Annotated in this window: 20 protein-coding genes and 1 other annotated feature; all 20 genes read right to left on the bottom strand. The window is 36.3% G+C overall.

Features of this window, described 5'->3' with window-relative positions; translation table 11 throughout:
• Positions 1-123: 123 nt before the first annotated feature.
• The 20 genes from FCI53_RS03145 to floA all read right to left on the bottom strand — a co-directional run bounded on the left by FCI53_RS03145 (position 124) and on the right by floA (position 21,186).
• The gene (locus FCI53_RS03145) at positions 124-1,239 is read right to left on the bottom strand and encodes a Nif3-like dinuclear metal center hexameric protein (RefSeq protein ID WP_138415756.1); all 1,116 of its coding nucleotides are present in this window, start codon (positions 1,237-1,239) and stop codon (positions 124-126) included.
• Positions 1,232-1,942, bottom strand: a complete 711-nt coding sequence (locus FCI53_RS03140) for a tRNA (adenine(22)-N(1))-methyltransferase (protein ID WP_246049991.1) — start codon at positions 1,940-1,942, stop codon at positions 1,232-1,234. Before FCI53_RS03140 ends, FCI53_RS03145 begins: the two co-directional genes overlap by 8 nt.
• Before the next feature lie 73 nt (positions 1,943-2,015).
• The gene (cccA, locus tag FCI53_RS03135) at positions 2,016-2,375 is read right to left on the bottom strand and encodes a cytochrome c550 (RefSeq protein ID WP_138415752.1); all 360 of its coding nucleotides are present in this window, start codon (positions 2,373-2,375) and stop codon (positions 2,016-2,018) included.
• A 126-nt stretch (positions 2,376-2,501) separates the two neighbouring features.
• On the bottom strand, positions 2,502-3,038 hold the full coding sequence (locus tag FCI53_RS03130) for a hypothetical protein (protein WP_138415750.1): 537 nt from the start codon (positions 3,036-3,038) through the stop codon (positions 2,502-2,504).
• Between the two features lie 76 nt (positions 3,039-3,114).
• A complete protein-coding gene (rpoD, locus tag FCI53_RS03125) occupies positions 3,115-4,236 on the bottom strand; it encodes an RNA polymerase sigma factor RpoD (RefSeq protein WP_138415748.1) in 1,122 nt (373 codons plus the stop codon).
• A gap of 30 nt (positions 4,237-4,266) precedes the next feature.
• Positions 4,267-6,084 carry a DNA primase gene (gene dnaG / locus FCI53_RS03120; protein ID WP_138415746.1) on the bottom strand — a complete coding sequence of 606 codons (1,818 nt, stop codon included), beginning with the start codon at positions 6,082-6,084 and terminating at the stop codon, positions 4,267-4,269.
• 580 nt (positions 6,085-6,664) lie between these two features.
• A complete protein-coding gene (locus FCI53_RS03115; protein ID WP_138415744.1) occupies positions 6,665-7,468 on the bottom strand; it encodes a pyruvate, water dikinase regulatory protein in 804 nt (267 codons plus the stop codon).
• Positions 7,469-7,510: 42 nt separating this feature from the next.
• Positions 7,511-9,598, bottom strand: coding sequence for a glycine--tRNA ligase subunit beta (glyS, locus tag FCI53_RS03110; protein ID WP_138415742.1), 2,088 nt, complete (start codon positions 9,596-9,598; stop codon positions 7,511-7,513).
• Complete coding sequence (gene glyQ, locus FCI53_RS03105) at positions 9,585-10,478, bottom strand: glycine--tRNA ligase subunit alpha (protein WP_138415740.1); 894 nt, start codon at positions 10,476-10,478, stop codon at positions 9,585-9,587. The genes glyS and glyQ overlap by 14 nt, the downstream gene beginning before the upstream one ends.
• A gap of 63 nt (positions 10,479-10,541) precedes the next feature.
• Positions 10,542-10,712, bottom strand: a binding site (T-box leader).
• Positions 10,713-10,765: 53 nt separating this feature from the next.
• The gene (gene recO / locus FCI53_RS03100; protein WP_342774157.1) at positions 10,766-11,518 is read right to left on the bottom strand and encodes a DNA repair protein RecO; all 753 of its coding nucleotides are present in this window, start codon (positions 11,516-11,518) and stop codon (positions 10,766-10,768) included.
• A 16-nt stretch (positions 11,519-11,534) separates the two neighbouring features.
• Entirely contained in the window at positions 11,535-11,681 is a 147-nt protein-coding gene (locus FCI53_RS03095) for a YqzL family protein (protein ID WP_138415736.1), read from the bottom strand.
• A 96-nt stretch (positions 11,682-11,777) separates the two neighbouring features.
• Entirely contained in the window at positions 11,778-12,680 is a 903-nt protein-coding gene (era, locus tag FCI53_RS03090; RefSeq protein ID WP_138415734.1) for a GTPase Era, read from the bottom strand.
• A 790-nt stretch (positions 12,681-13,470) separates the two neighbouring features.
• Positions 13,471-13,851 carry a diacylglycerol kinase family protein gene (locus tag FCI53_RS03085; protein ID WP_138415732.1) on the bottom strand — a complete coding sequence of 127 codons (381 nt, stop codon included), beginning with the start codon at positions 13,849-13,851 and terminating at the stop codon, positions 13,471-13,473.
• Positions 13,826-14,293 (bottom strand): rRNA maturation RNase YbeY, encoded by a 468-nt coding sequence (ybeY, locus tag FCI53_RS03080; RefSeq protein ID WP_138415730.1) that lies wholly within the window; start codon positions 14,291-14,293, stop codon positions 13,826-13,828. The genes FCI53_RS03085 and ybeY overlap by 26 nt, the downstream gene beginning before the upstream one ends.
• The gene (locus tag FCI53_RS03075; protein WP_138415728.1) at positions 14,293-16,455 is read right to left on the bottom strand and encodes an HD family phosphohydrolase; all 2,163 of its coding nucleotides are present in this window, start codon (positions 16,453-16,455) and stop codon (positions 14,293-14,295) included. Before FCI53_RS03075 ends, ybeY begins: the two co-directional genes overlap by 1 nt.
• 537 nt (positions 16,456-16,992) lie before the next feature.
• Complete coding sequence (locus FCI53_RS03070; protein WP_138415726.1) at positions 16,993-17,952, bottom strand: PhoH family protein; 960 nt, start codon at positions 17,950-17,952, stop codon at positions 16,993-16,995.
• A gap of 2 nt (positions 17,953-17,954) precedes the next feature.
• Positions 17,955-19,184 (bottom strand): sporulation protein YqfD, encoded by a 1,230-nt coding sequence (gene yqfD, locus FCI53_RS03065; RefSeq protein ID WP_138415724.1) that lies wholly within the window; start codon positions 19,182-19,184, stop codon positions 17,955-17,957.
• A gap of 24 nt (positions 19,185-19,208) precedes the next feature.
• The gene (gene yqfC, locus FCI53_RS03060) at positions 19,209-19,490 is read right to left on the bottom strand and encodes a sporulation protein YqfC (protein ID WP_171038040.1); all 282 of its coding nucleotides are present in this window, start codon (positions 19,488-19,490) and stop codon (positions 19,209-19,211) included.
• Positions 19,491-19,634: 144 nt separating this feature from the next.
• Complete coding sequence (locus FCI53_RS03055; RefSeq protein WP_138415720.1) at positions 19,635-20,162, bottom strand: hypothetical protein; 528 nt, start codon at positions 20,160-20,162, stop codon at positions 19,635-19,637.
• A 31-nt stretch (positions 20,163-20,193) separates the two neighbouring features.
• Positions 20,194-21,186 (bottom strand): flotillin-like protein FloA, encoded by a 993-nt coding sequence (gene floA, locus FCI53_RS03050; protein ID WP_138415718.1) that lies wholly within the window; start codon positions 21,184-21,186, stop codon positions 20,194-20,196.
• Positions 21,187-21,205 lie beyond the last annotated feature (19 nt).

Genomic DNA, 21,205 nt, shown 5'->3' with positions numbered 1-21,205 from the left:
AGTCTTATTTTTACTGACTGTCACTAAAAGCTATTGCGCAATAAAATTTACCGTTCTTTCATTTTGTTTGGAAGCCATAAGAATCTGGTGATCGTCTTTGGAAAGTAAAATGCGCCATAAATTTTATAAAAATTGAAATGGTTCTGTGTTTGCGTTGGATACAATAACTTTTACAGAGTCGTTCTCAAGGTTTTGATCCAAATAATGCTTCACACCTTGTTTCATCACTTTCTCAACATGATGGCCTGGATCAATTACATTTAACCCCATCTGCCATGCATCTTGTGCATCGTGATAGGTCATGTCACCTGTTATGTACACGTCAGCACCCTTTTGTTTTGCTTGTTCTATAAACCCTTTACCACTTCCGCCAAGTACTGCCACTTTGTTTACTGTTTGCTCAAGGTCACCAATCACACGTAATGCCGTAATATCTAATCGTTCTTTCACATAGTCACATAAATCCCTTAAGGACATCGAATCCGTTAACGTACCAATTCTTCCTAATCCAACTGATTCCCCTTTGTTAACTAAAGGATATAAGTCATAAGCTGGCTCTTCATAAGGATGTGCATCCTTCATCGCTTGTAAAACGAGTGACTGCTGATCTTCTGTTAGGATTGTTTCTATTCTTACTTCATCCACTTCTTCCAGTTCGCCCTGTTTGCCAATAAATGGATTCGTTCCACTTAAAGGTTTAAAAGAACCTTGTCCATCCGTTTTAAACATACAATGGCTATAATTGCCAATATGGCCTACTCCTGCGTCCCCTAATGATTGTCTTAAGGTGCCTGCATGTGTTGCAGGAACATATACAGCGAATTTATATAATTTTTGCTGCCCTGTTTTTATGAGAACGTCCGTGTCTTGTAGATGAAGCTTTTCAGCTAACAGATCATTTACACCACCACTTGTAATGTCTAGATTTGTATGCGCTGCATAAACAGCAATTTGGTGGGCTAACAACTTTTGGATAACTTTCCCAGAAGGGGTTGTTGTATCAATTTGTTTTAATGGTTGAAATAGTAAAGGATGGTGCGCAATAATCAAATCCACCTTTTCAGCAATCGCTTCCTCCACAACATTTTCCAAAACGTCTAATGTTACCATCACTTTTTCGACCGGTTTTTCTAAGTTACCAACTTGTAACCCTACATTATCCCACTCATACGCAAGTGATTTGGGAGCCCATGCTTCCATACAATTCACAAGGTCTTTTACTAATATGTTTTTAGTCATTGCCGATAACCTCCTCAATTGTTTTTATTTCTGATTGAAATTGATTCATCTTTGCTTGATTTGGGACTTTTGCTTTTTCCATTTGTTCCAAAGCATGTACGCGTTTTTGCTTTTCTATTTTCCACTTTTTAATAAAGGGAGCTGACTTTTGTTTCATCAAAAAAGGGCCAAATAAAAGTTCTGCCTGTAAATTATATTTTGAATAAGGAGTTGGTTTTTTTCCAGCATCGGCAACTAGCACTTCATATATATGTCCTGATTCTTCAATAATTTGTTCATCTATCAAAACAAAATTGTTATAGTAAAACCATCTGCGCAAGGCATCCGCATCAACATTTGGTTGTGTAATTATTCGTTCAACTTTACCTAACTTATCTTTCCCTTGTTCTAATATGTCCGCTATGAGCGCTCCGCCCATACCTGCAATCACAACTTGATCCACTTCGTTTGGGTGTATTACTTCCAACCCATTTCCTTTCCTTACCTCGACACGTGTTTCTAAACCAAGTTCTTGTACAGTACTTCGGGCACTCTGATAAGGCCCCTCATTTAATTCTCCAGCAATTGCAGCAATTTTGGGATCACGCAAACAAACATAACATGGCAAATAAGCGTGATCAGAACCAATGTCAGCAAATACTCCCTTTTCATTTAGATATGAAGCAACTAATTCCAAGCGTTTTGATAATGTTTTTCCATTCATTGATGACTTGTCCTCCTTGAGCATATTAAAAAGAAAAGCCTTCTGAGCTAATCAGAAAGCTTTAACCTTTACTTTATTTCTGTTCTGCTAGCCATTCCGCTAACACTTCAGCATCTTCACCTTGAGCAGTCCCCCCTGGCATGGATGTTCCTTCAATACCGTTAAGAATAATGTCTAATAACTCTTCTTCGGTATACTTACTACCAATTGTTGTCAAATCAGGTCCAAAATCACCTTCTAAATTTCCCCCATGGCAACTCACACAGCTTGCTTGTGCTATTTCTTCTGGACTACTAACCGCTTCTTCTGTTTGCTCCCCATCACCTTGAGCAATTTCTTCTTGTTGGTTAAGACCTATCACGGATAAAATAATCATAGCTAGTATCCCCAAAACCGCGATCATTGCATAAGGAATAACTGGGTTCCTTTTCATGTTTTCACTTCCTCCTTATGTATCCCCTTTTGTACTAAAAATTTAGATAATACTTCCAAAACTACCCTTATTTTACTGTAATTTACACTAAGATAAAAGGGAAAGGTATTACATTTCTAATAAATTTTAGATAAAAATGATAACTAATAATAAGATTATCCCAATAATACCAGATATAGTCAAAAAAATTACTTTTTTTAATCGACCTATCATGACCCAGACAAGACAATTTAATAAAAAAACGGCGTAAAACACCCATGTCATTGATGAAACAAGCCCCGAAATGAAAACGCTATCCAAAAATATATGGAATAAAAAAATAATCATCAGATAATGCAATAGCTTTGTGTTTTCCTTCTTCCAATACCAAAAAAGAAAATACGATATTGTTGTCAAAATTACTATAAACACAATTTGCATTACGGTTGCTAATTGAGTAAAATAAATGACAAAGAAAGTTAATAATAACATCAACAAATCAGCAAACAAGATGATTGTATACCTAATGGACCAGTTATTGGGTGAAACGTTATCATCATTTAAGATATCCTGCCCTTCAGAATATAAGGCAAGTAAAAAATCACAATAATGGCTTGGTAATAGATTATGTTGTTTCCAATACTTTATTTCATTTATAATGGTGCGCTTTCTCTCTTCTGTCATCATGTCAACTCCATCAAGAAGAAAAAATAAAAATGCACAGCCACTGCGAACTACAATGACTGAGCTATTTTTATATCTATTCCATAAAATCTTTTAGTCGTTTACTTCGGCTTGGATGGCGTAATTTACGTAATGCTTTGGCTTCAATTTGTCTAATACGTTCTCGCGTTACACCAAAGACTTTACCAACTTCTTCAAGCGTTCGAGTACGTCCGTCATCTAATCCGAAACGCAAGCGTAAAACATTTTCTTCTCGGTCTGTTAACGTATCTAATACATCTTCTAACTGCTCTTTTAACAACTCATATGCAGCGTGGTCTGATGGAGATGTAGCTTCTTGATCTTCAATGAAATCACCTAAGTGTGAATCATCTTCTTCACCAATTGGTGTCTCTAAAGATACAGGTTCTTGGGCAATCTTTAATATTTCCCTTACCTTGTCTGGGGATAATTCCATGTCTTTTGCAATTTCTTCAGGAGTTGGCTCACGTCCTAAATCTTGTAGCAATTGTCTTTGAACACGAATTAATTTATTAATGGTTTCAACCATGTGTACAGGAATACGTATCGTTCTTGCTTGGTCTGCGATTGCACGTGTAATCGCTTGACGGATCCACCATGTTGCATACGTACTAAATTTGTAACCTTTACTATGATCAAACTTTTCAACAGCTTTTATTAAGCCCATATTCCCTTCTTGAATTAAATCAAGGAACAGCATACCACGCCCAACATATCTCTTTGCAATACTTACAACCAATCGTAAGTTCGCTTCAGCTAAGCGACGTTTGGCTTCTTCCTCACCTTCTTCGATTCGTTTAGCTAAATTGATTTCTTCTTCAGCAGATAATAAATCAACACGTCCAATCTCTTTTAAATACATACGAACTGGATCATTGATTTTTATCCCCAATGGTACACTTAAATCGTTTAGGTCAAATTCCTCTTCTTTATCAAGCTGTTGCATACTTGGGTCTTCTTCAGAGTCACCAATCACTTCAACACCTTGTTCCCCTAGGTACTCATAATATTCATCCATTTGTTCGGATTCTAATTCAAAGCTAGACAAACGCTCTGCAACTTCTTCATAAGCTAACACACCACGTTTTTTACCTAACTCTAATAATTGTTCTTTCGCTTGTTCAAGAGTTAGTTCATTATTTGTTTCTTTAGAACTTGATGGCTTATTATTTGCCATGAGTCCCCCTCCTTCCAACTTACTTCTATATCAATGATTAGAGTTTTTTAATTGCCTTTGAATTTCTAGTATTTCCATACCAATTTGAGCTGCTTTAACAGGGTCGTTTTGCCGCTCAGCTTCCTTTTGTTTAGCTTTTAACTGGTTTATTTTCACTTTATCACTTTGCTCTAAATAAATGGTTCGGATATAATCATTTATTTCCTGAGACGTGATGTCATCATGGATAGGTATCATACCAATCTGTACTACTAATTCTTTTGTAGCATGGTCTGGAAGAAATTCGATAAACTGACTAATATTCGATTCATGCCCTTCTTCATAAAAAGCATATAAATAGGTGACAATTACTTTATGTTCATCAACATTAAAGGCACCACCTAATTCTTCTTTGACTTTGTCAGCAATCGTAACATCCGTCAACATATAGGCTATCAACTGTCTTTCAGCATTATGATAAGCTGGTAATAACTTTTTAGTTTTAACAGGTTTCGTTATAATGTTAGTATGGCTCGTTTGTTTTGGCTTATCCTGCTGAACACCCACCTTTTGCCTTCGCGTACTAATCTCTTGCGCTAATGTTTGCCAAGATAAATCAAAATCATTTGCTAACTCTTTAAGATAGTGTTCTCTTTCGACAGGTTTGTCAATTTGTGCAAGTTCATCAAGTACATTTTCAACATATTGTATGCGATCTCCTTCTAGATTTAGATTAAAATCTTTTCGGATATATTTCATCAGGAATGTCATATACGGATCACTTAGGTCAATGACTTCTTTTTTAAATCGGTCTGCACCATATTCTCTAATATAATCATCAGGGTCCATCCCGTGTTGCATGTTTGCAACTTTCACCGTGCAACCAACTTTTTTCAACAATTTGGCTGCCTTGTGTGAGGCTTGAATACCAGCTTGATCCGAGTCATAACAAATGATGATCGTATCGACATACCTCTTGATTAGCTTGGCTTGTGATTCTGTAATCGACGTACCTAATGTTGCAAGGCCATTGGTAACACCAGCTTGATAAGCTGAAATAACATCCATATACCCTTCAAATAAGACCGCTTCGGACTTAGCACGAATTTGCGGACGAGCCAAATCAAAGTTATACAACAGTTTTCCTTTTTGGAACAATTCTGTTTCAGGACTATTTAAATATTTCGGTTGCTGGTCTGTAATCGTCCTACCACCAAAACCTACACATTTCCCTGTATGATTTCGAATAGGAAACATGACACGGCCACGAAAACGATCTGTTACATCATTTTCTTCATTTGCTGTCAAAACACCGGCTTTCACCATTGTCTGACGATGAAATCCTTTATTTTCTAGAAACTGGACAACAAAGTCTTTGGATTTAGGCGAAAAACCTAATTGAAAGGCATCTATAATCTCGTCAGTAAAACCTCGATCTAATAAATAATGATACCCCTCTTTACCTTCTTTTGTATGTCTTAACAAATGATGATATAATTTAGTTAACCATTCATAAGCCTTTAGAACATCTTGATGTTCACTACTATGATGTTCATTTTTTTGTTGAATTTGTTCTGGGAGTTCTTGCCCACTCTTTTCAGCTAGATAGGTAATTGCTTGGTAAAAGGAATAACCTTCGATTTCCATGATAAAAGTGACGACATTCCCACCTTTACCACAGCCAAAACAATGAAAAATCTGCTTATCCTGCGCAACTGAGAACGATGGTGTCTTTTCACCATGAAATGGGCATAATCCAAAATAATTTCGACCTTGTTTCTTTAATTGAATATATTCACCAACAATATCCACAATGTCATTTGACTTTCGAATTTGTTCTATCGTTTCTTCTGGAATTTGACCAGGCATGAAAATCACCATATCTTATACTTTATATTCTATAAAGATAAAGAAAACCCTTCATGATTCGACATTTTTTCAAAAATAAAAATTAGTCTTGTTGTATATTGTTGTCTAAAAAGCATGATAGATAAACATGTATTAACAATATACCTCCTTAACTAAAATCATCTTTCATAGCAATAAATTTGAATTGCATATATTCTGATTATAGTCATTAATTCGATAAATAGAAGCGGATTCCTTCTAGTGAGTAAAATGTTCCACTTTTCTGAATAATCATATGTATGCAAAAAGGTTTATATAGAAACATTTTTTCACAAAAAATAATTATAATACAAAAAAAACTAAATTACTATACTTTTTTTGAAGTTTTTTTGTGATTTTGGGGTATTTTTTCAAAAAAGTGCTATTTCGTCCGGCCCGGTACCCCCCTCCGTTATTCTACTTTTCAAGCTTATTTGGCGGTTAAGCTCAAGTTCTTCATTTTGGTATATCGTTCTTTAGTCTGGATTTTCCCATTAAACATACAGTTGTGAAACGACAAAAAGGCTCTTACTAAAGTACAAGTAAGAGCCTCTCTTATAACTCATTCCCTCATCATATTAACAATTACATTAGCAGTCTCTTCGACAGCTTTATTCGACACATCGATTACAGGACAACCAATCTTTTTAATGATTTCTTCAAAGTAAGAAATTTCTTGATGTATCCGTTTCATATCTGCATAATGCGCTTGTGGACCTAGTCCTAATGCTCGTAACCGTTCCCTTCGTATATCGTTTAATTTTTCCGGACTTATTTTAAGGCCAATACATTTGGAAGGGTCGATTCGAAATAGTTCTTTCGGCGGTTCTACTTCTGGAACAATCGGTACATTCGCTACTTTGAGTCGTTTATGAGCTAAATATTGAGAAAGCGGTGTTTTAGATGTACGAGACACACCGATCAAAATAATATCTGCTTGGGAAATACCTCTCGGATCACGACCATCATCGTATCTAACAGCAAATTCGATTGCTTCCACACGTTTGAAGTAGTCCGCATCTAACTGGTGAACTAATCCCGGTTCCAGTTTCGGTGCTCGGTTAAACACTCGCTCCATCGCTTCCATCATTGGCCCCATAATATCTATACATTCTACATTCAACTTTTTAGCTTCACTTAATAGTAGTTTTCTAAAAACTGGGTCTACAAGTGTAAAACCAATAATTGCTCCTTGCGTACTTGCCTGTGCAACTATTTTTTTTAGAATGTCACTATTTTCGACATAGGGGATTCGATGAATCTCATATTCTTCATCTAAAATAAATTGACTCAATGCAGCTTTAATGACGAATTCTGCGGTTTCTCCAACTGAGTCAGATACGACATAGGTTATCAGTTTATCCATAAGTATTCCCCCCTGTTGTTCAAATACAGATGGAAACAGCAATTACTGTTGCTGTTTCCATTGTATTTTCGTTAAATCAGCAAATGCATAGATGATATCCGCAATTTGGTTTAACAATGATAAACGGTTGGTTTTTAAATTATCGTTTTCCGTCATTACCATCGTATGTTCAAAAAACTCATGTATTGGACTAGTTAATGTTGTAAGCTGTTGCAATGCTTCATCAGCTAAATGATTATTTAGGCACTTTTGATACGTGGTGTTTACTGTCTGGAAAGTATCAAACAACTCCTGTTCTTGTTTATTCTCAAACAATTGAGGATCAATACCTGTATCCTCACCCTTAGCTGCAATATTAAGCACCCTTACCAATGCCTCTTGTGTTGGTTTAAAGGATGAATCATGACGCTTTTCCATTAGTTGTTTAGCTTTCGCAATCGTAAAAGCAACATTACCGATTCCACTAGCTAACACTGCATCCCTAACATCTTGGTCCACTTGTTGATCTTTTAGAATATAAGATGCTCGTAACGTAAAGAATTCTTTAATACTTTCTGCGACTTCTTTCAAATCACTTGTTTCAATATCGGTATGTTGATAAACCTCTAGTGTAGTGGCAAACAATTCATCTACATTCACATCCCACGCTTGATTATTGATGATCTGTAAAATTCCAAGCGCCTGTCTTCTTAATGCATATGGATCTTGTGAACCACTTGGAATAATACCTACAGATAAACAACCAACAATCGTATCTAATTTATCCGCAATACTAACAACAGAACCTGCAACCGTTTCAGGCAATTCTCCACCAGCATGACGCGGCATATAATGCTCATTAATAGCTTTAGCAACTTGTTGATTCTCACCAAATAGGATTGCATATTTTTCACCCATGATACCTTGTAGCTCTGTAAACTCATTGACCATGTTCGTTACTAAATCAAATTTACTTATTTCAGCGGCACGAACAGCATTCTTAGTTGTTTGTTCGTCTAACTGTAATAACGAGCAAAGCTTTTTCGTAATCGTGATTGTACGTCTTACTTTATCAGCAATCGTTCCTAATTTCTCTTGAAACACCATTTTTTCTAATTTATTCACATTTTCTTCGATTGAATGCTTTTGATCTTCTTCATAAAAGAAACGTGCATCAGAAAGACGAGCTTTTAACACTTTTTCATTCCCTTTGGAAACTGTCTCAAGGTGATGGTCATCCCCATTTCGCACCGCGACAAAGTTAGGAAGTAGTTCTCCATCTTGGGTTCTCACTGGAAAGTACCGTTGATGTTCTTTCATCGAAGTGATTAACGCTTCTTCAGGTACAGATAAAAATTCTTCACTAAATGCTCCAGAAAATACAGTTGGAAACTCAACCAAATGACTAACTTCATCAAGAAGATCTTGGTCAACCACTACTTTCCAATTTTGTCTCCCTTCTAGTGCTTTGATTCCTTGTAAAATCAAGTCCTTTCGTTCATCTGAATCCACAATAACATATTGTTGTTTTAATTGATCCACATAGGTTGAAGGAGAAGAGATCTCGATTGGTTCCCCTAGAAAACGATGACCTTGTGACTCGTTGTTTGTAGGAACACCTGTTATTTCAAATGGAATAATTTCATGCTCATTCAAGGCTACCATCCAGCGAATCGGACGAACAAACCGCAAATTGTGATTACTCCATCTCATATTTTTAGGAAACGTTAAGCTTAAAATAACATCTTTAAAAGCTGGTAATAATTCTTTCGTTTGTTTCCCTTCAATAAATTTATTGACATAAGCATACTCTATACCTTTTAATTCTTTAAAATAAATATCCTCGACATTTTTGCCTTGCCCCTTTGTAAACCCGATTGCAGCTTTCGACCAATTCCCTTCTTCATCTAATGCAATTTTCTTAGCGGGACCTTTTGCCTCTTCTTCTATGTCGTGTTGCTTCTCTGCAACTTCGGTTATAACAACGGCTAACCTTCTTGGGGTAACATAGGTTTTAATTTTTTCAAACGGAATACGTAATTCGGTTAACCAATCGCGTGTTTTTTGCTCTAACTGTTTTTGTGCATCGTTTAAAAAACGAGCAGGCATTTCTTCTAGTCCTATTTCAAACAGTACATTAGTTGTTTTCATCAGTGACAGCCTCCCCTTTTAGCATTGGAAATCCTAAACGTTCCCGTTCTTCGACATAGGCTTTTGCAATTGCTCGTGCAAGATTTCGCACCCTTCCAATATAACCAGTACGTTCGGTAACAGAAATCACACCTTTTGCATCTAGCAAGTTAAAGGTATGGGAACATTTCAGAACATAATCATAAGCAGGGAAAACAAGTCCCTTTTCCATGATTCGCTTCGCTTCCTGTTCATACGTGCTAAATAAATTGAATAACATGTCTGTATCTGACTCTTCAAAAGTATAAGTTGAGTGTTCATATTCAGGTTGATAGAAAATATCTCCTACCGTTACGCCATGTGTCCATTCTAAATCAAATACATTTTCTTTATCTTGAATGTAAGAAGCAAGTCGTTCAATTCCATATGTAATTTCAACGGCAACAGGGTTTGCTTCTAATCCACCAATTTGTTGGAAATAAGTAAATTGGGTAATTTCCATGCCATCTAACCAAACTTCCCAACCTAATCCAGCTGCACCTAGGGTTGGGTTTTCCCAGTTGTCTTCAACAAACCGAATATCATGTTGTAAAGGATCAATTCCTAAAGCTTTTAATGAATCGAGATACAATTCTTGAATATTTTCAGGAGACGGCTTCATAATCACTTGGAATTGGTGATGTTGATACAAACGATTCGGGTTCTGCCCATAACGACCATCTGCTGGCCTACGGGAAGGTTCGACATATGCAACATTCCATGGTTCTGGCCCTAAACTCCGTAATAGTGTCATCGGTGACATCGTACCTGCACCTTTTTCAACATCATACGCTTGCATTAATATACAATTCTGATCTGACCAGTGTTTTTGCAAGGTTAAAATCATTTCTTGAATCGTCATTGTTAAACCTCCATTTAATCTATTCTCAAATACAAAAAATCCCGTCCTTATGTCTTAATAAGACATAGGGACGGGATTTCCGCGGTTCCACCCTATTTGCTAACTCTAATAAGTTAGCCACTTTTACCAACCTGCTCAAGAGTGCCTTCCTTAAACCTTCTTTATCCAGTTTCCACCATCCTGGACTCTCTTAAAAAGAAGAGGTTAAGTACTACTCTCTATCATTGCAATACGTGTCAAATTTAACTAAAATCTTACTGAAATTTTAATCGTTTGTCAATAGTATCTCATTTTAACATGTCCAATTGTTTAAGAAACTTTTTCGATTTAATAAAATAACCACCATATTGTTCATAATATGCGTCCATTAATTGTTGGAGCAAACGTTTGTTTTCTTGCTTAACGGAGATATTTCCAATCCTAGCAACATCAATTGATGAGAAAACCTGTAACAACTTTACTAGTTTGGGCGGCAATGCTTTAGAGTTGGGATCAATATGCATACAGTTCGTACATAGCAAACCACCCTCTAAAACAGAAAAAACATATCGATCAAATTCCCCTTGACAACTAACGCAATGATCTACTTGGGGGGCAAAACCATTCTTCTGATACATTTTTAATTCATAAATGATTGCTAATATTTCTGGATCTTTATCTTCCGCAATAAATAGTAACGTTTGAAATAGTTGATTATACAAAAAGAAATCCGGTTGCTTTTCATCGACAAGTTTCTCCGTCAATTCGGCTATGTAGGTTGCATATGCTGTTTTAATAATGTCTTCTCTAATTTTACGTAACGATGTGAGCACTTCACCTTGTTGTAATGTTGCTAAACTGGATCCCTTTTGAATTAAAAATGAACCATGTATAAATGGCTGCGTTATCGCAGCCATTCGACTTTTTGGTTTTTTCGCGCCTCTTGCTATTGCACCTATTTTTCCTTTTTCCTTTGTTAAAATATTGACTATTTTATGTGTTTCCCCATAATCATGTGTTCGCAAAATAATTCCTTCTACTTTTTCGAACAACGTTTTCACCTGATTCCAATTATATTCACATTTGTGTATCTAACTCTTTTAATTCCTTTTCCTCATTTTTCGAATGAAATGTTTCATCATATACATTTTCAAGTTCCTTCATCAATAAATAGGTTTCAATGTTTCCTGTTTGACTAAATACTTTCCAAGACAAGTCGATCACAAGAAACCCCACCTTTCTTTAGTACATTTTATCTTGCTTACTAATAGAATGTCCTAATCTTGACTTAGTAATGAGTATAAAAAATTACCAAGTATACTAATATTCTTCGTTGCTAAACCCAAACTCTGTTAATTGTTGTTGACGATTTCTCCAATCCTTTTGCACCTTCACCCATAATTCTAAATACACTTTCGTTCCTAATAACGCCTCAATATCTCGTCTTGCCCTTTTTCCAATTTCTTTAAGCATAGAACCCTGTTTACCAATAATAATGCCTTTTTGTGATTTCCGTTCTGTAACAATCGTTGCTTGCACTAATAGTTTTTCATTCTCACGCTCTTCAATGTTATCAATAACCACTGCAATGGAATGTGGTATCTCTTCTCTAGTCAATTGCAGAGCTTTTTCTCTTATCAACTCACTAATAATAAACCGTTCCGGATGATCTGTTACTTGATCCTCTGGATAATATTGCGGCCCCTCTGGCAAGTGGCTTTTAACTACTTGTAAAAGATGGTCAACATTATTTCCTTCTAGAGCTGAGATTGGGATGATCTCTTCAAATTCAAATTTGTTTTTGTACTCGTCGATTAGAGGTAAAAGTTGATCTGGGTGCACTTGATCAATTTTATTAATAATTAAAAATACTGGATTATTTACTTTTTGCAATCGATCAAGAATAAATTGGTCACCTCTACCATATCCTTCTTCTGCATTAATCATAAATAAAACCGCGTCAACTTCGTTTAACGTATTCTCGGCAATCTTCACCATAAAATCACCAAGTTTGTGTTTTGGTTTGTGAATACCAGGTGTATCAATAAAAATGAATTGAGCATCTTTTTCGGTTAATACACCTTGTACTTTGTTTCTTGTTGTTTGCGGTTTATCGCTCATAATCGCAATTTTTTGTCCGATCACGCGATTCATAAAAGTTGATTTTCCTACATTTGGTCGTCCAATGATCGATATAAATCCTGATTTAAAGTTTGTTTCCATGTTGTATCCTCCATTGTAGTGTCGTTTCTGCTATGTTACTTCTTATTTTACTATAAAATACATTTCACTTTCATACTTTCGACAAAACTTCCATAAAATTTTTGGAATATTTCTGTAAGATATTCGAGCAAAAATCCCTTGTTCTATCGAAGAAACAAGGGATAAAAACTCACGTACTGCCCACCTGCAATAATCACATTGGGCATAAATATATATTTTTTTATAAACTTTAGTGTGCATTTGGTGTATTATACGACATAACTCGCCACTTCCTCTAAAAGATGAGTGCTTAAAAGTCGCTACGGCAATACACTACGCTTTCCATGGAGGGCTGGTGAGCCTCCTTGAAAATAAAGAACAATTTTCTGCGTGCGATGTAACGCTGCCGTAGCCTTCCTTCGTTCGTGCCTCACTGCGGGGTCTCACCGATGATAAATTAGGGACCACAGGCTAAAACCGCCCTTGTCTGACAACGCCTGCATGACCCTCGTCGGGCCTCGGGAGTCTCCGTGTATTGCCTCCGCTAATTCGTGTGCCCTGAATTTTTGTAGAAATTGGCCTAAAAAATTTTATATATTAGAAGCTGTTGGATTAAGAATAGTGTATCAAATGAATGTCTTTATATGGTCCAATCACTTATCTCAATCAGAAAACTAGTCCAAGTGGAGTATTCTGCCGGAACGATTGTTTAATACATATAAAAATCAGACAGAAAGGAATGCAAATTTATGTCGTATAATTCCGCTTATGTTCATTAACACTTCATCTTCTCAAAGGTCTTTTTAGAAGATTACAAAAGTAAGCCGATAAGTTTAGGGATAAAAATAATTCCTCCAACGATGACTGCATTAATGGCTGTAATAAATACTGCACCAGCAGAAATGTCCTTTACCAATCCAACTGATGGATGTATTTCTGGAGATAAATAGTCCATCGCTCGTTCCACTGCTGTATTCATCATTTCGAACGCTAATACTGATCCTATCGTTAAACATATTGCGATCCATTCCAATTGTGTTATTCGAAAAATTGCTCCTAAGGAAATAACTAAGACAGCTACCAACAAATGAATTCTAAAGTTTATTTCATGTCGAAAGACGTTTTTAAGACCATTAATCGCACAGCTAAAACCAACAAGCCGCTTCCTATTCCCTCTCGAGTCCAAAGGCATTTAAAATATCCTCTTGTCGTTTAAACATTTTTTTCTCATCCGCTTCTTCCATATGGTCATATCCTAGCAAATGCAAAAAACCGTGCAAGGATAAAAATCCTAACTCCCGTTGTAACGAATGATTGTAATCAACCGCCTGTTCCTTTGCTCTATCGATTGAAATAATGATATCACCTAGTACAGTTGGAAGATCTGCACCAACAACCTCTAATTCTCCTTCACCTTTTTCTTCTAGTGCAAATGAGATGACATCTGTCGGTTTATCAATCTGTCGATAATCACGGTTTATCACCTGTATTTCATCATTCGAAACAAAAGTTACAGATAGTTCCGCATCTTCGTCAACATTTTCCTGTACTCCTGCAAAAGAGAGTAAACGCTCAATCATATCGATATCCTTTATGTCTACTTGCTTCGTTTCATCTTGAAAGTCAATTTGCATTAGTTTGCCTCCTTCACATTTTGTTCTGGGTACTGAATTCTAGAATGGAAAATACCATTCAACGTTTCGTTAATAGCTTGATGAATCGATTCAAGTTCTCTAAATGTTAACGAACTTTCATTTAACTGACCATCCATTAATCGGTCATTCATAATGGATGTTACAATTTGATCTATTTTTTCTTTCGTTGGCTCTTTCAAAGACCGAACCGCTGCTTCCACAGAATCACAAATACAAATAATAGCTGCCTCTTTAGATCTTGGCTTAGGGCCTGGATATCGATAATCTACTTCATTAACATGACTCTGAATGTTTTTTTCTTTAAAGTAAAAATACTTTAACAATGTAGTACCGTGGTGTTGTTCTGCTATATCAATGATTTCTTTTGGTATTTTATACTGTTTCAATAATTTCGCTCCGTCATACGGATGATTGATAATAATTTCTGCGCTTTGTTTAGGATCAAGAAAATCATGCGGATTCTTAATTCCCATTTGATTTTCAATAAAATAATGAGGTTGTATGGTTTTCCCTAAATCATGATAATAAGAAGCAATTCTAGCCAATAATCCATTTGCACCAATAGCCTCACAAGAAGCCTCACTAAGGTTTGCCACCATCACACTATGATGATAGGTACCCGGTGCTTCTGTTAAAATTTTACGAAGAAGTGGGTGATTCGGACTTGATAAAGTCAATAATTTTGTATCTGATAGTATTCCCAATCCCGACTCAAAAACTGGTAATAAACCGATCGTTAAAACTGAAGATAAAAATGCTGCTCCTATTCCATATCCACTTAACATTAACGTATCTGTAACGGTATATTTTTCAAAAGCCAATAATAAAAACAAAACAACTGTTAATGTATTTACAACTGCAGTTCCTGCTCCAGCTTTCAATATCGTTATTCTATCCTTTACATTATACAAGAACATAATGCCAGCCATTTGGCTAAATAACAAATAGATACCAGCTTCCATATTCAGTGTTCCAGGAATCTCAGCATTAAAAATCACACTGCCTAGTAAGGCATAACATACAGATAATACGATTGCTAGACGCTCATGAAGTAGGATTTTGAGTAACATTGCACCAGTCGCGATTGGCACCAAAAAGAACAACTGACTGATTGATGTGGTATACAAACTAATCGATTTCATCATTGCCACCATTAGAACACTAATAACTACGACAGCAATAATTTTACCTTTATCTAATTCCCTTTTATTTGCATATGTATACAATTCATAAAACAACATGCCACTAATTAACAAAATAAAAATCACTAATCCAATGACCGGATAAAAATTTTGATCTTCATTTAATAAGCCAACAAGCGCTAAATCTTCATATACCTCATTTGTTATCGTTTGATTTTCTCTAACGATGACTTCTCCTGCTTGGATCATGACAGGTTCGACATTATTAATTGCTTGTTTTTGTGCTTCATCTGTTTTTTCTGAGTCAAAGAAAGAATTTTCAACTATCGCAAACTCTGTTATATCATAAAGAGCATCTTTTAATGAATCATCAAGACTCGAGTAGCGTAGTTTTTGTTTTACATTACTCACCGCTGTCGATACTCCATCTGTCCTTATGCCCTCATTCATGACATCATATAGTGTGGTTGTTAACAATTCTCGAGCTAAAGCACGCTCATTTTCATCAGATTCGATTACTTTTTGTAGTGGTTGTTTGTCCAATTCTTCTATTATAGTTGGACTTAATAATTGTTGTAATTGCTGAACCTTTTCCTCAGTGGATAAAGGTGAGGTGTTCGTTTGATCGGTAGAATCACCTTCCGCTTGTGATTCCAATTCTTCATTTCTTTCTTGTTGCTTTGATACAGCCTCAAACAGTTCATTCACATACGCTACCCGTTCTTGTGTTACTTCACTGGAAATGCTATAACGATCCCCTACCGCTTGAACTGCTTCTCTCGTTTTCCGATCTGTTTCCTGTTTATTTTCTATTGTTATTGGTGAGCGAATCGTTTCCTTTGCATTACTAAATTTTTCAATATCATATGTTTTCATATTAACATTGGAGAACGTTAGTATGAAGAAAATAATGACTAAAGCAAAAACCGGTATACCAATTTGAAGCCACCGTCGCCTTAATTTTATCATATGTAAAAATTTCGACCAGTTCACCTTCATTACGACTCCTCCTCCCCTACTATAATACCATATTTACGCAACAATGGATTACAAACCTTGTATGATGACATATAACTTATATATACCTTGCTCTCCCCCCCTTCTACCTTCCGTTTAATCCAATTTAAAATGTTTTAATCTTTGTTTTCACTTATTACGTAGTAGCTTTATTATGCGACATAACCTATTAGTTTGCTTTCTACTATTCTGGCTGGAATAAGTCTTATACCATCGCTACGGCAGAATAATCCGCTTTCCATGGGAACGACCCCGGGCCAACAGGATGTTGGTTACGCAGGCGTTGCTCACGTGTCCGTGACGATTTTAGCCTACGGTCTTTAGTTTACCAAGTGGATCTTCACCTCGGCCCCCAAAGCATAGTGTTATTGCCGCAGCTACTTTGAATTACTCATCTTTTAAAGGAACGCAAATTTATGTCGTATAATACAGTTTTTATACAATAACAATCCTCTTATCAAAAAGGGGTTAAAAAGCAAAAAATAAGACCCAATAATGGATCTTATTATCAAGAATCACTTATTCCATATCTTCATAAGCGTCAATTATTTTTTGAACTAGAGGATGACGAACAACATCAGACTGTTGTAAATAAGTGAATTCAATTCCTTTGATATTTGCTAAACGTGTTTCTACAGCTCTTAACCCTGATTGTACTCCTTTTGGTAAATCGACTTGAGTTATATCCCCTGTGATCACCATTTTTGAACCAAATCCTAAACGTGTCAAAAACATCTTCATTTGGGCTGGTGTCGTGTTTTGTGCTTCATCTAGGATAACAAATGCATCATCAAGTGTACGACCACGCATATATGCAAGTGGAGCAATTTCGATTGTTCCACGCTCGATTAGTCTCAGTGTATGCTCATTTCCTAAAACATCATGTAATGCATCGTAAAGTGGTCGTAAATACGGATCAACTTTTTCTTTTAAATCCCCTGGTAAGAAACCTAGACTTTCCCCAGCTTCAACCGCTGGGCGAGTTAAAATAATTCGCTTCACTAACCCTTTTTTCAATGCATTAACTGCCATTACCACTGCCAAATAGGTTTTACCAGTACCAGCGGGACCAATTCCAAACACAAGGTCATGCGTTTTTATCGCTGTAATGTAATCCCGTTGTCCAAGCGTTTTCACGCGTATGGATTTGCCCTTGGCGTTTTTGGTTATTTCGTCTTCAAATAATGTTTCAAATTGTTTTATTTTACCTTTTTTTGCCAATTCAACGGCATAGACAATATCACGTTCGGTAATCGTTAAACCCTTCCGAATAATTTGTAATAGAGCTAGCAAAATCTCCTCAATTAAACGTACTTCCTCATCACTTCCAGTTACACTTACTTTTTCCCCACGAGTAACGATCGACACATTTAATTGTTGCTCAATTTGCTTTAGATGTTTATCTTCTGTCCCAAATAAGCTTAGCGCTTCACTTGGATCTTCTAAATGTAAGTCAATGGTTTTCAAATCTTCTGTCATAATCAATCTCCTTGAGATAAAGGTTGAATTTTTACAATATCTTCCTCTACTGTAAAATAAAGGTTTAAGTTTACTTTACCACTGTCTATACTTTCGTGCAAAACTTTTTCAAAACTTATCTTGGCATCTGGGCCTAACTGTTTTTGTAGATCAGTTTTCGCTTGTTCAATGCCATCTTTAACAGCTACCTCTTTTGATCGTTCATCACTTAAGTTGGTCTTCTCTTGAACATTATGTTCCACAAAGGAAATCGGCAAATCCCATTTTAGAAACTTAAATTGCCTTTCATTAACTTCAGTTTGTATTTGGTCGAAGTCAGGATCCGTAAACCCCCATATTGGTATAAAAACGGAAGCAAATTTTAAAAAGTATTTGTACTTATTTTCACCAGTTAATACTTCATAATTCGTTTTTAAAGGAATATTCACCTCTGTTTCATACCAAGTCTTAGCAATTACTTCTCCCTCTGCAGAAACAACTTGTTGTTGCTCGTCCTTTTTTTCTTCATCACTATCTTCATCCTCTTCATTTTGCTGTTCCCTTAATGCCCCTGAAACAAGTAGATCCCCTCTTTCAACATAATCGTTAACTTGTACCACTGGTCTTCCTTTCGAAACGTACATGTCAACAATCACACCATCTTTTGCTGCTACTAAATTTCTCGGACCATTTGTTTCTTCCTCTTCCACAACAGTTTTTTCTACACCTTCTAAATGATAGGTTGTCCCTTTTTCCGTTACACCAACCCAAAGTAATTCTGGAATATCGTTCAGTAGTTGCTGTTGAATCTGGCTTGGAGGGTCAATCTTAAATTTCATTGCACCTGGTTGAATCCCATATTCATTTAATTGGTCCACAATTCTTTTTTCTATTTCTGGGTGCACCCCCTTTACTTTTACATCCCATACAATGTTTGATAAGAACAAAACAAAAAACATGCTTAGAAATAATCCAATTATTAATGGTTTATGTGACAAAAATCTCTTTGAAAGAAATGGGATTCCCTTCCTATGTACAAATGTCACCTTATAGACCGTATTCCGTCGAACACTCTTCAATAGCGGAATATCTCTCAACCGAATATTCCCCTCACATTCGGTTTTACTTGTTTTCTTTATATTCCAAACCGTTACCCCTTTTCGCGCACAAACATCAAAAAACAATTCTGGATAATGTCCAATCACTTTAACGGTCACATATCCGGTTAAAAAAACTCCCTGTGTTTCCTTCATAATTGCCTCCCCCAAGTAAACCAGTTAATGATCGATAAACTGTATGTCATTAATCGTTCCTTCTAGAAGAATTTCTTCTGGTAGCATCATTTTTAGGACGAAATTTTTTCCAGTAATTTTTAGATAGCCATATTCCATTTTCAATCGTAATTCATTATCAGAAAAAAGTATTAGTCCTCGGTGATTTTCAATATATGCATGAATTTTTCCAATCGTTGTTATTCTTGGAAGTTCGAGGATCACATCAGAAGGTAATTCAAGATGTTCTGTTAACCAATTTCCAATTCGTCGTTGCCACTTATTCATCAAAGATGCCCCCTCTCACATCATATGTATGAATCCAAAGAAAAGATCAGAACAGTAAAATCTTTAAAAACTGGGGAATTTGCATTGCTTTTCTACAAAAAGAAGCCTTTGTTATTACTATGTAATAACAAAGGCTTCTAGTATTTATTGATTTTTATTTTTTCTCATCTGCAAAACACTCTGATGTGGTTTTACTGCTTTAGGTGGGCCTAAGATTTCTGACATTACCACACTTTCAGCCAACCCTTTTTTGTTGATTTTAGTTGCTACTGACAAATTTGAATTCCGATTCGATTTATACTTCTTATATGCTTTAGGTGTACTCTCTTCTTTAATTGCATCATGGATCGAATCTTCTTTGGTGATTTCACTCGTTTGGGCAACTTGCTCTTTTAACTTTTCTATTTGTTCTTGTTTTTTCTCATAGTACGATTTTGTTCTAGTATCAACAGGTTGCTGTTGCGACTGTTGAACCGTTGATTTAGGCTCAACTTTCGGTTCACTAGTGGTTGTTTGCCTTTGTCCACTTCCTGATGGAGTGGGAGTTGGTCTTGGTCTAGGCTGATTCGGCTTTTTTGTTGGCTTTTTATTTTCTTCATCATTCTTAAATGACCCAAATAACCATGCAACAACAGCCAAAATAGGGAGAATTGCCCCTATCAATTCATCCATCAGAACCCCTCCTTTCTAAGGAGTTAACCATTTATTGGTCTTCTTCTTCCTCATCGTCTTTTGAAATTTTTCCGATGGAATCACGCATATCTGTATCGGCGTTAATGTTTTTATAGTTCATATAATCCATAACACCCATATTTCCAGACCGTAACGCTTCTGCTAACGCAAGTGGTACATCTGCTTCTGCTTCCACTACTTTAGCACGCATTTCTTGTACTTTTGCGACCATTTCTTGTTCTTTTGCAACAGCCATCGCACGACGTTCTTCTGCCTTCGCCTGAGCAATATTTTTATCTGCTTCTGCTTGGTCTGTTTGTAAGATCGCACCAATGTTTTTACCAACATCAACGTCCGCAATATCAATCGACAAAATTTCAAATGCTGTACCTGCATCTAATCCTCTGTTTAACACATTATGTGAGATAGAGTCAGGATTTTCCAATACTTGTTTATGTGTATTCGAACTACCAATCGTACTTACGACACCTTCACCAACACGTGCGATAACAGTATCTTCCCCAGCACCACCGACAAGTCGGTCGATATTTGCTCTTACGGTAATTCTTGCTTTTGCTTTTACTTCGATACCATCCATTGCAATACCGGCAATGAAAGGTGTTTCAATGACTTTCGGATTAACACTCATTTGAACTGCTTCAAGTACGTCACGACCTGCTAGGTCGATTGCTGCACAACGTTCAAAGCTTAGTTCAATATTTGCACGCTGCGCAGCGATCAGTGCATTGACCACGCGGTCGACATTACCACCAGCTAGATAGTGACTTTCTAACTGATTGGTGTTAACAGCTAAACCAGCTTTATGTGCTTTAATTAATGGATTGATAACACGCGCTGGAACAACCCTTCTAAGTCGCATCCCAACAAGTGTAAAGATGCTAACACGTACACCTGCAGCAAGTGCACTAATCCAGAGCATTACTGGAATAAATGTTAGTAAAATAGCTACTGCAATTAAAATAAGTCCGATTACAATAATCGGTAAAAGTTCCTCATAACCCATAATGTACCTCCTAATAAAT

Source organism: Aquibacillus sediminis (genome assembly GCF_005870085.1).
Taxonomy (GTDB): Bacteria; Bacillota; Bacilli; order Bacillales; family Amphibacillaceae; genus Aquibacillus_E; species Aquibacillus_E sediminis.
The sequence above is the reverse complement of the archived record's forward strand: the minus strand, read 5'-3'. Positions and strand labels throughout refer to the sequence as shown.

Coding starts and splice junctions, on each gene's coding strand:
- FCI53_RS03145 (WP_138415756.1), bottom strand. CDS start 1,239: ATGACTAAAAACATATTAGTAAAAGACCTTGTGAATTGTATGGAAGCA.
- FCI53_RS03140 (WP_246049991.1), bottom strand. CDS start 1,942: ATGAATGGAAAAACATTATCAAAACGCTTGGAATTAGTTGCTTCATAT.
- cccA (WP_138415752.1), bottom strand. CDS start 2,375: ATGAAAAGGAACCCAGTTATTCCTTATGCAATGATCGCGGTTTTGGGG.
- FCI53_RS03130 (WP_138415750.1), bottom strand. CDS start 3,038: ATGACAGAAGAGAGAAAGCGCACCATTATAAATGAAATAAAGTATTGG.
- rpoD (WP_138415748.1), bottom strand. CDS start 4,236: ATGGCAAATAATAAGCCATCAAGTTCTAAAGAAACAAATAATGAACTA.
- dnaG (WP_138415746.1), bottom strand. CDS start 6,084: ATGCCTGGTCAAATTCCAGAAGAAACGATAGAACAAATTCGAAAGTCA.
- FCI53_RS03115 (WP_138415744.1), bottom strand. CDS start 7,468: ATGGATAAACTGATAACCTATGTCGTATCTGACTCAGTTGGAGAAACC.
- glyS (WP_138415742.1), bottom strand. CDS start 9,598: ATGAAAACAACTAATGTACTGTTTGAAATAGGACTAGAAGAAATGCCT.
- glyQ (WP_138415740.1), bottom strand. CDS start 10,478: ATGACGATTCAAGAAATGATTTTAACCTTGCAAAAACACTGGTCAGAT.
- era (WP_138415734.1), bottom strand. CDS start 12,680: ATGGAAACAAACTTTAAATCAGGATTTATATCGATCATTGGACGACCA.
- FCI53_RS03085 (WP_138415732.1), bottom strand. CDS start 13,851: ATGCCTTTGGACTCGAGAGGGAATAGGAAGCGGCTTGTTGGTTTTAGC.
- ybeY (WP_138415730.1), bottom strand. CDS start 14,293: ATGCAAATTGACTTTCAAGATGAAACGAAGCAAGTAGACATAAAGGAT.
- FCI53_RS03075 (WP_138415728.1), bottom strand. CDS start 16,455: ATGAAGGTGAACTGGTCGAAATTTTTACATATGATAAAATTAAGGCGA.
- FCI53_RS03070 (WP_138415726.1), bottom strand. CDS start 17,952: ATGACAGAAGATTTGAAAACCATTGACTTACATTTAGAAGATCCAAGT.
- yqfD (WP_138415724.1), bottom strand. CDS start 19,184: ATGAAGGAAACACAGGGAGTTTTTTTAACCGGATATGTGACCGTTAAA.
- yqfC (WP_171038040.1), bottom strand. CDS start 19,490: ATGAATAAGTGGCAACGACGAATTGGAAATTGGTTAACAGAACATCTT.
- FCI53_RS03055 (WP_138415720.1), bottom strand. CDS start 20,162: ATGGATGAATTGATAGGGGCAATTCTCCCTATTTTGGCTGTTGTTGCA.
- floA (WP_138415718.1), bottom strand. CDS start 21,186: ATGGGTTATGAGGAACTTTTACCGATTATTGTAATCGGACTTATTTTA.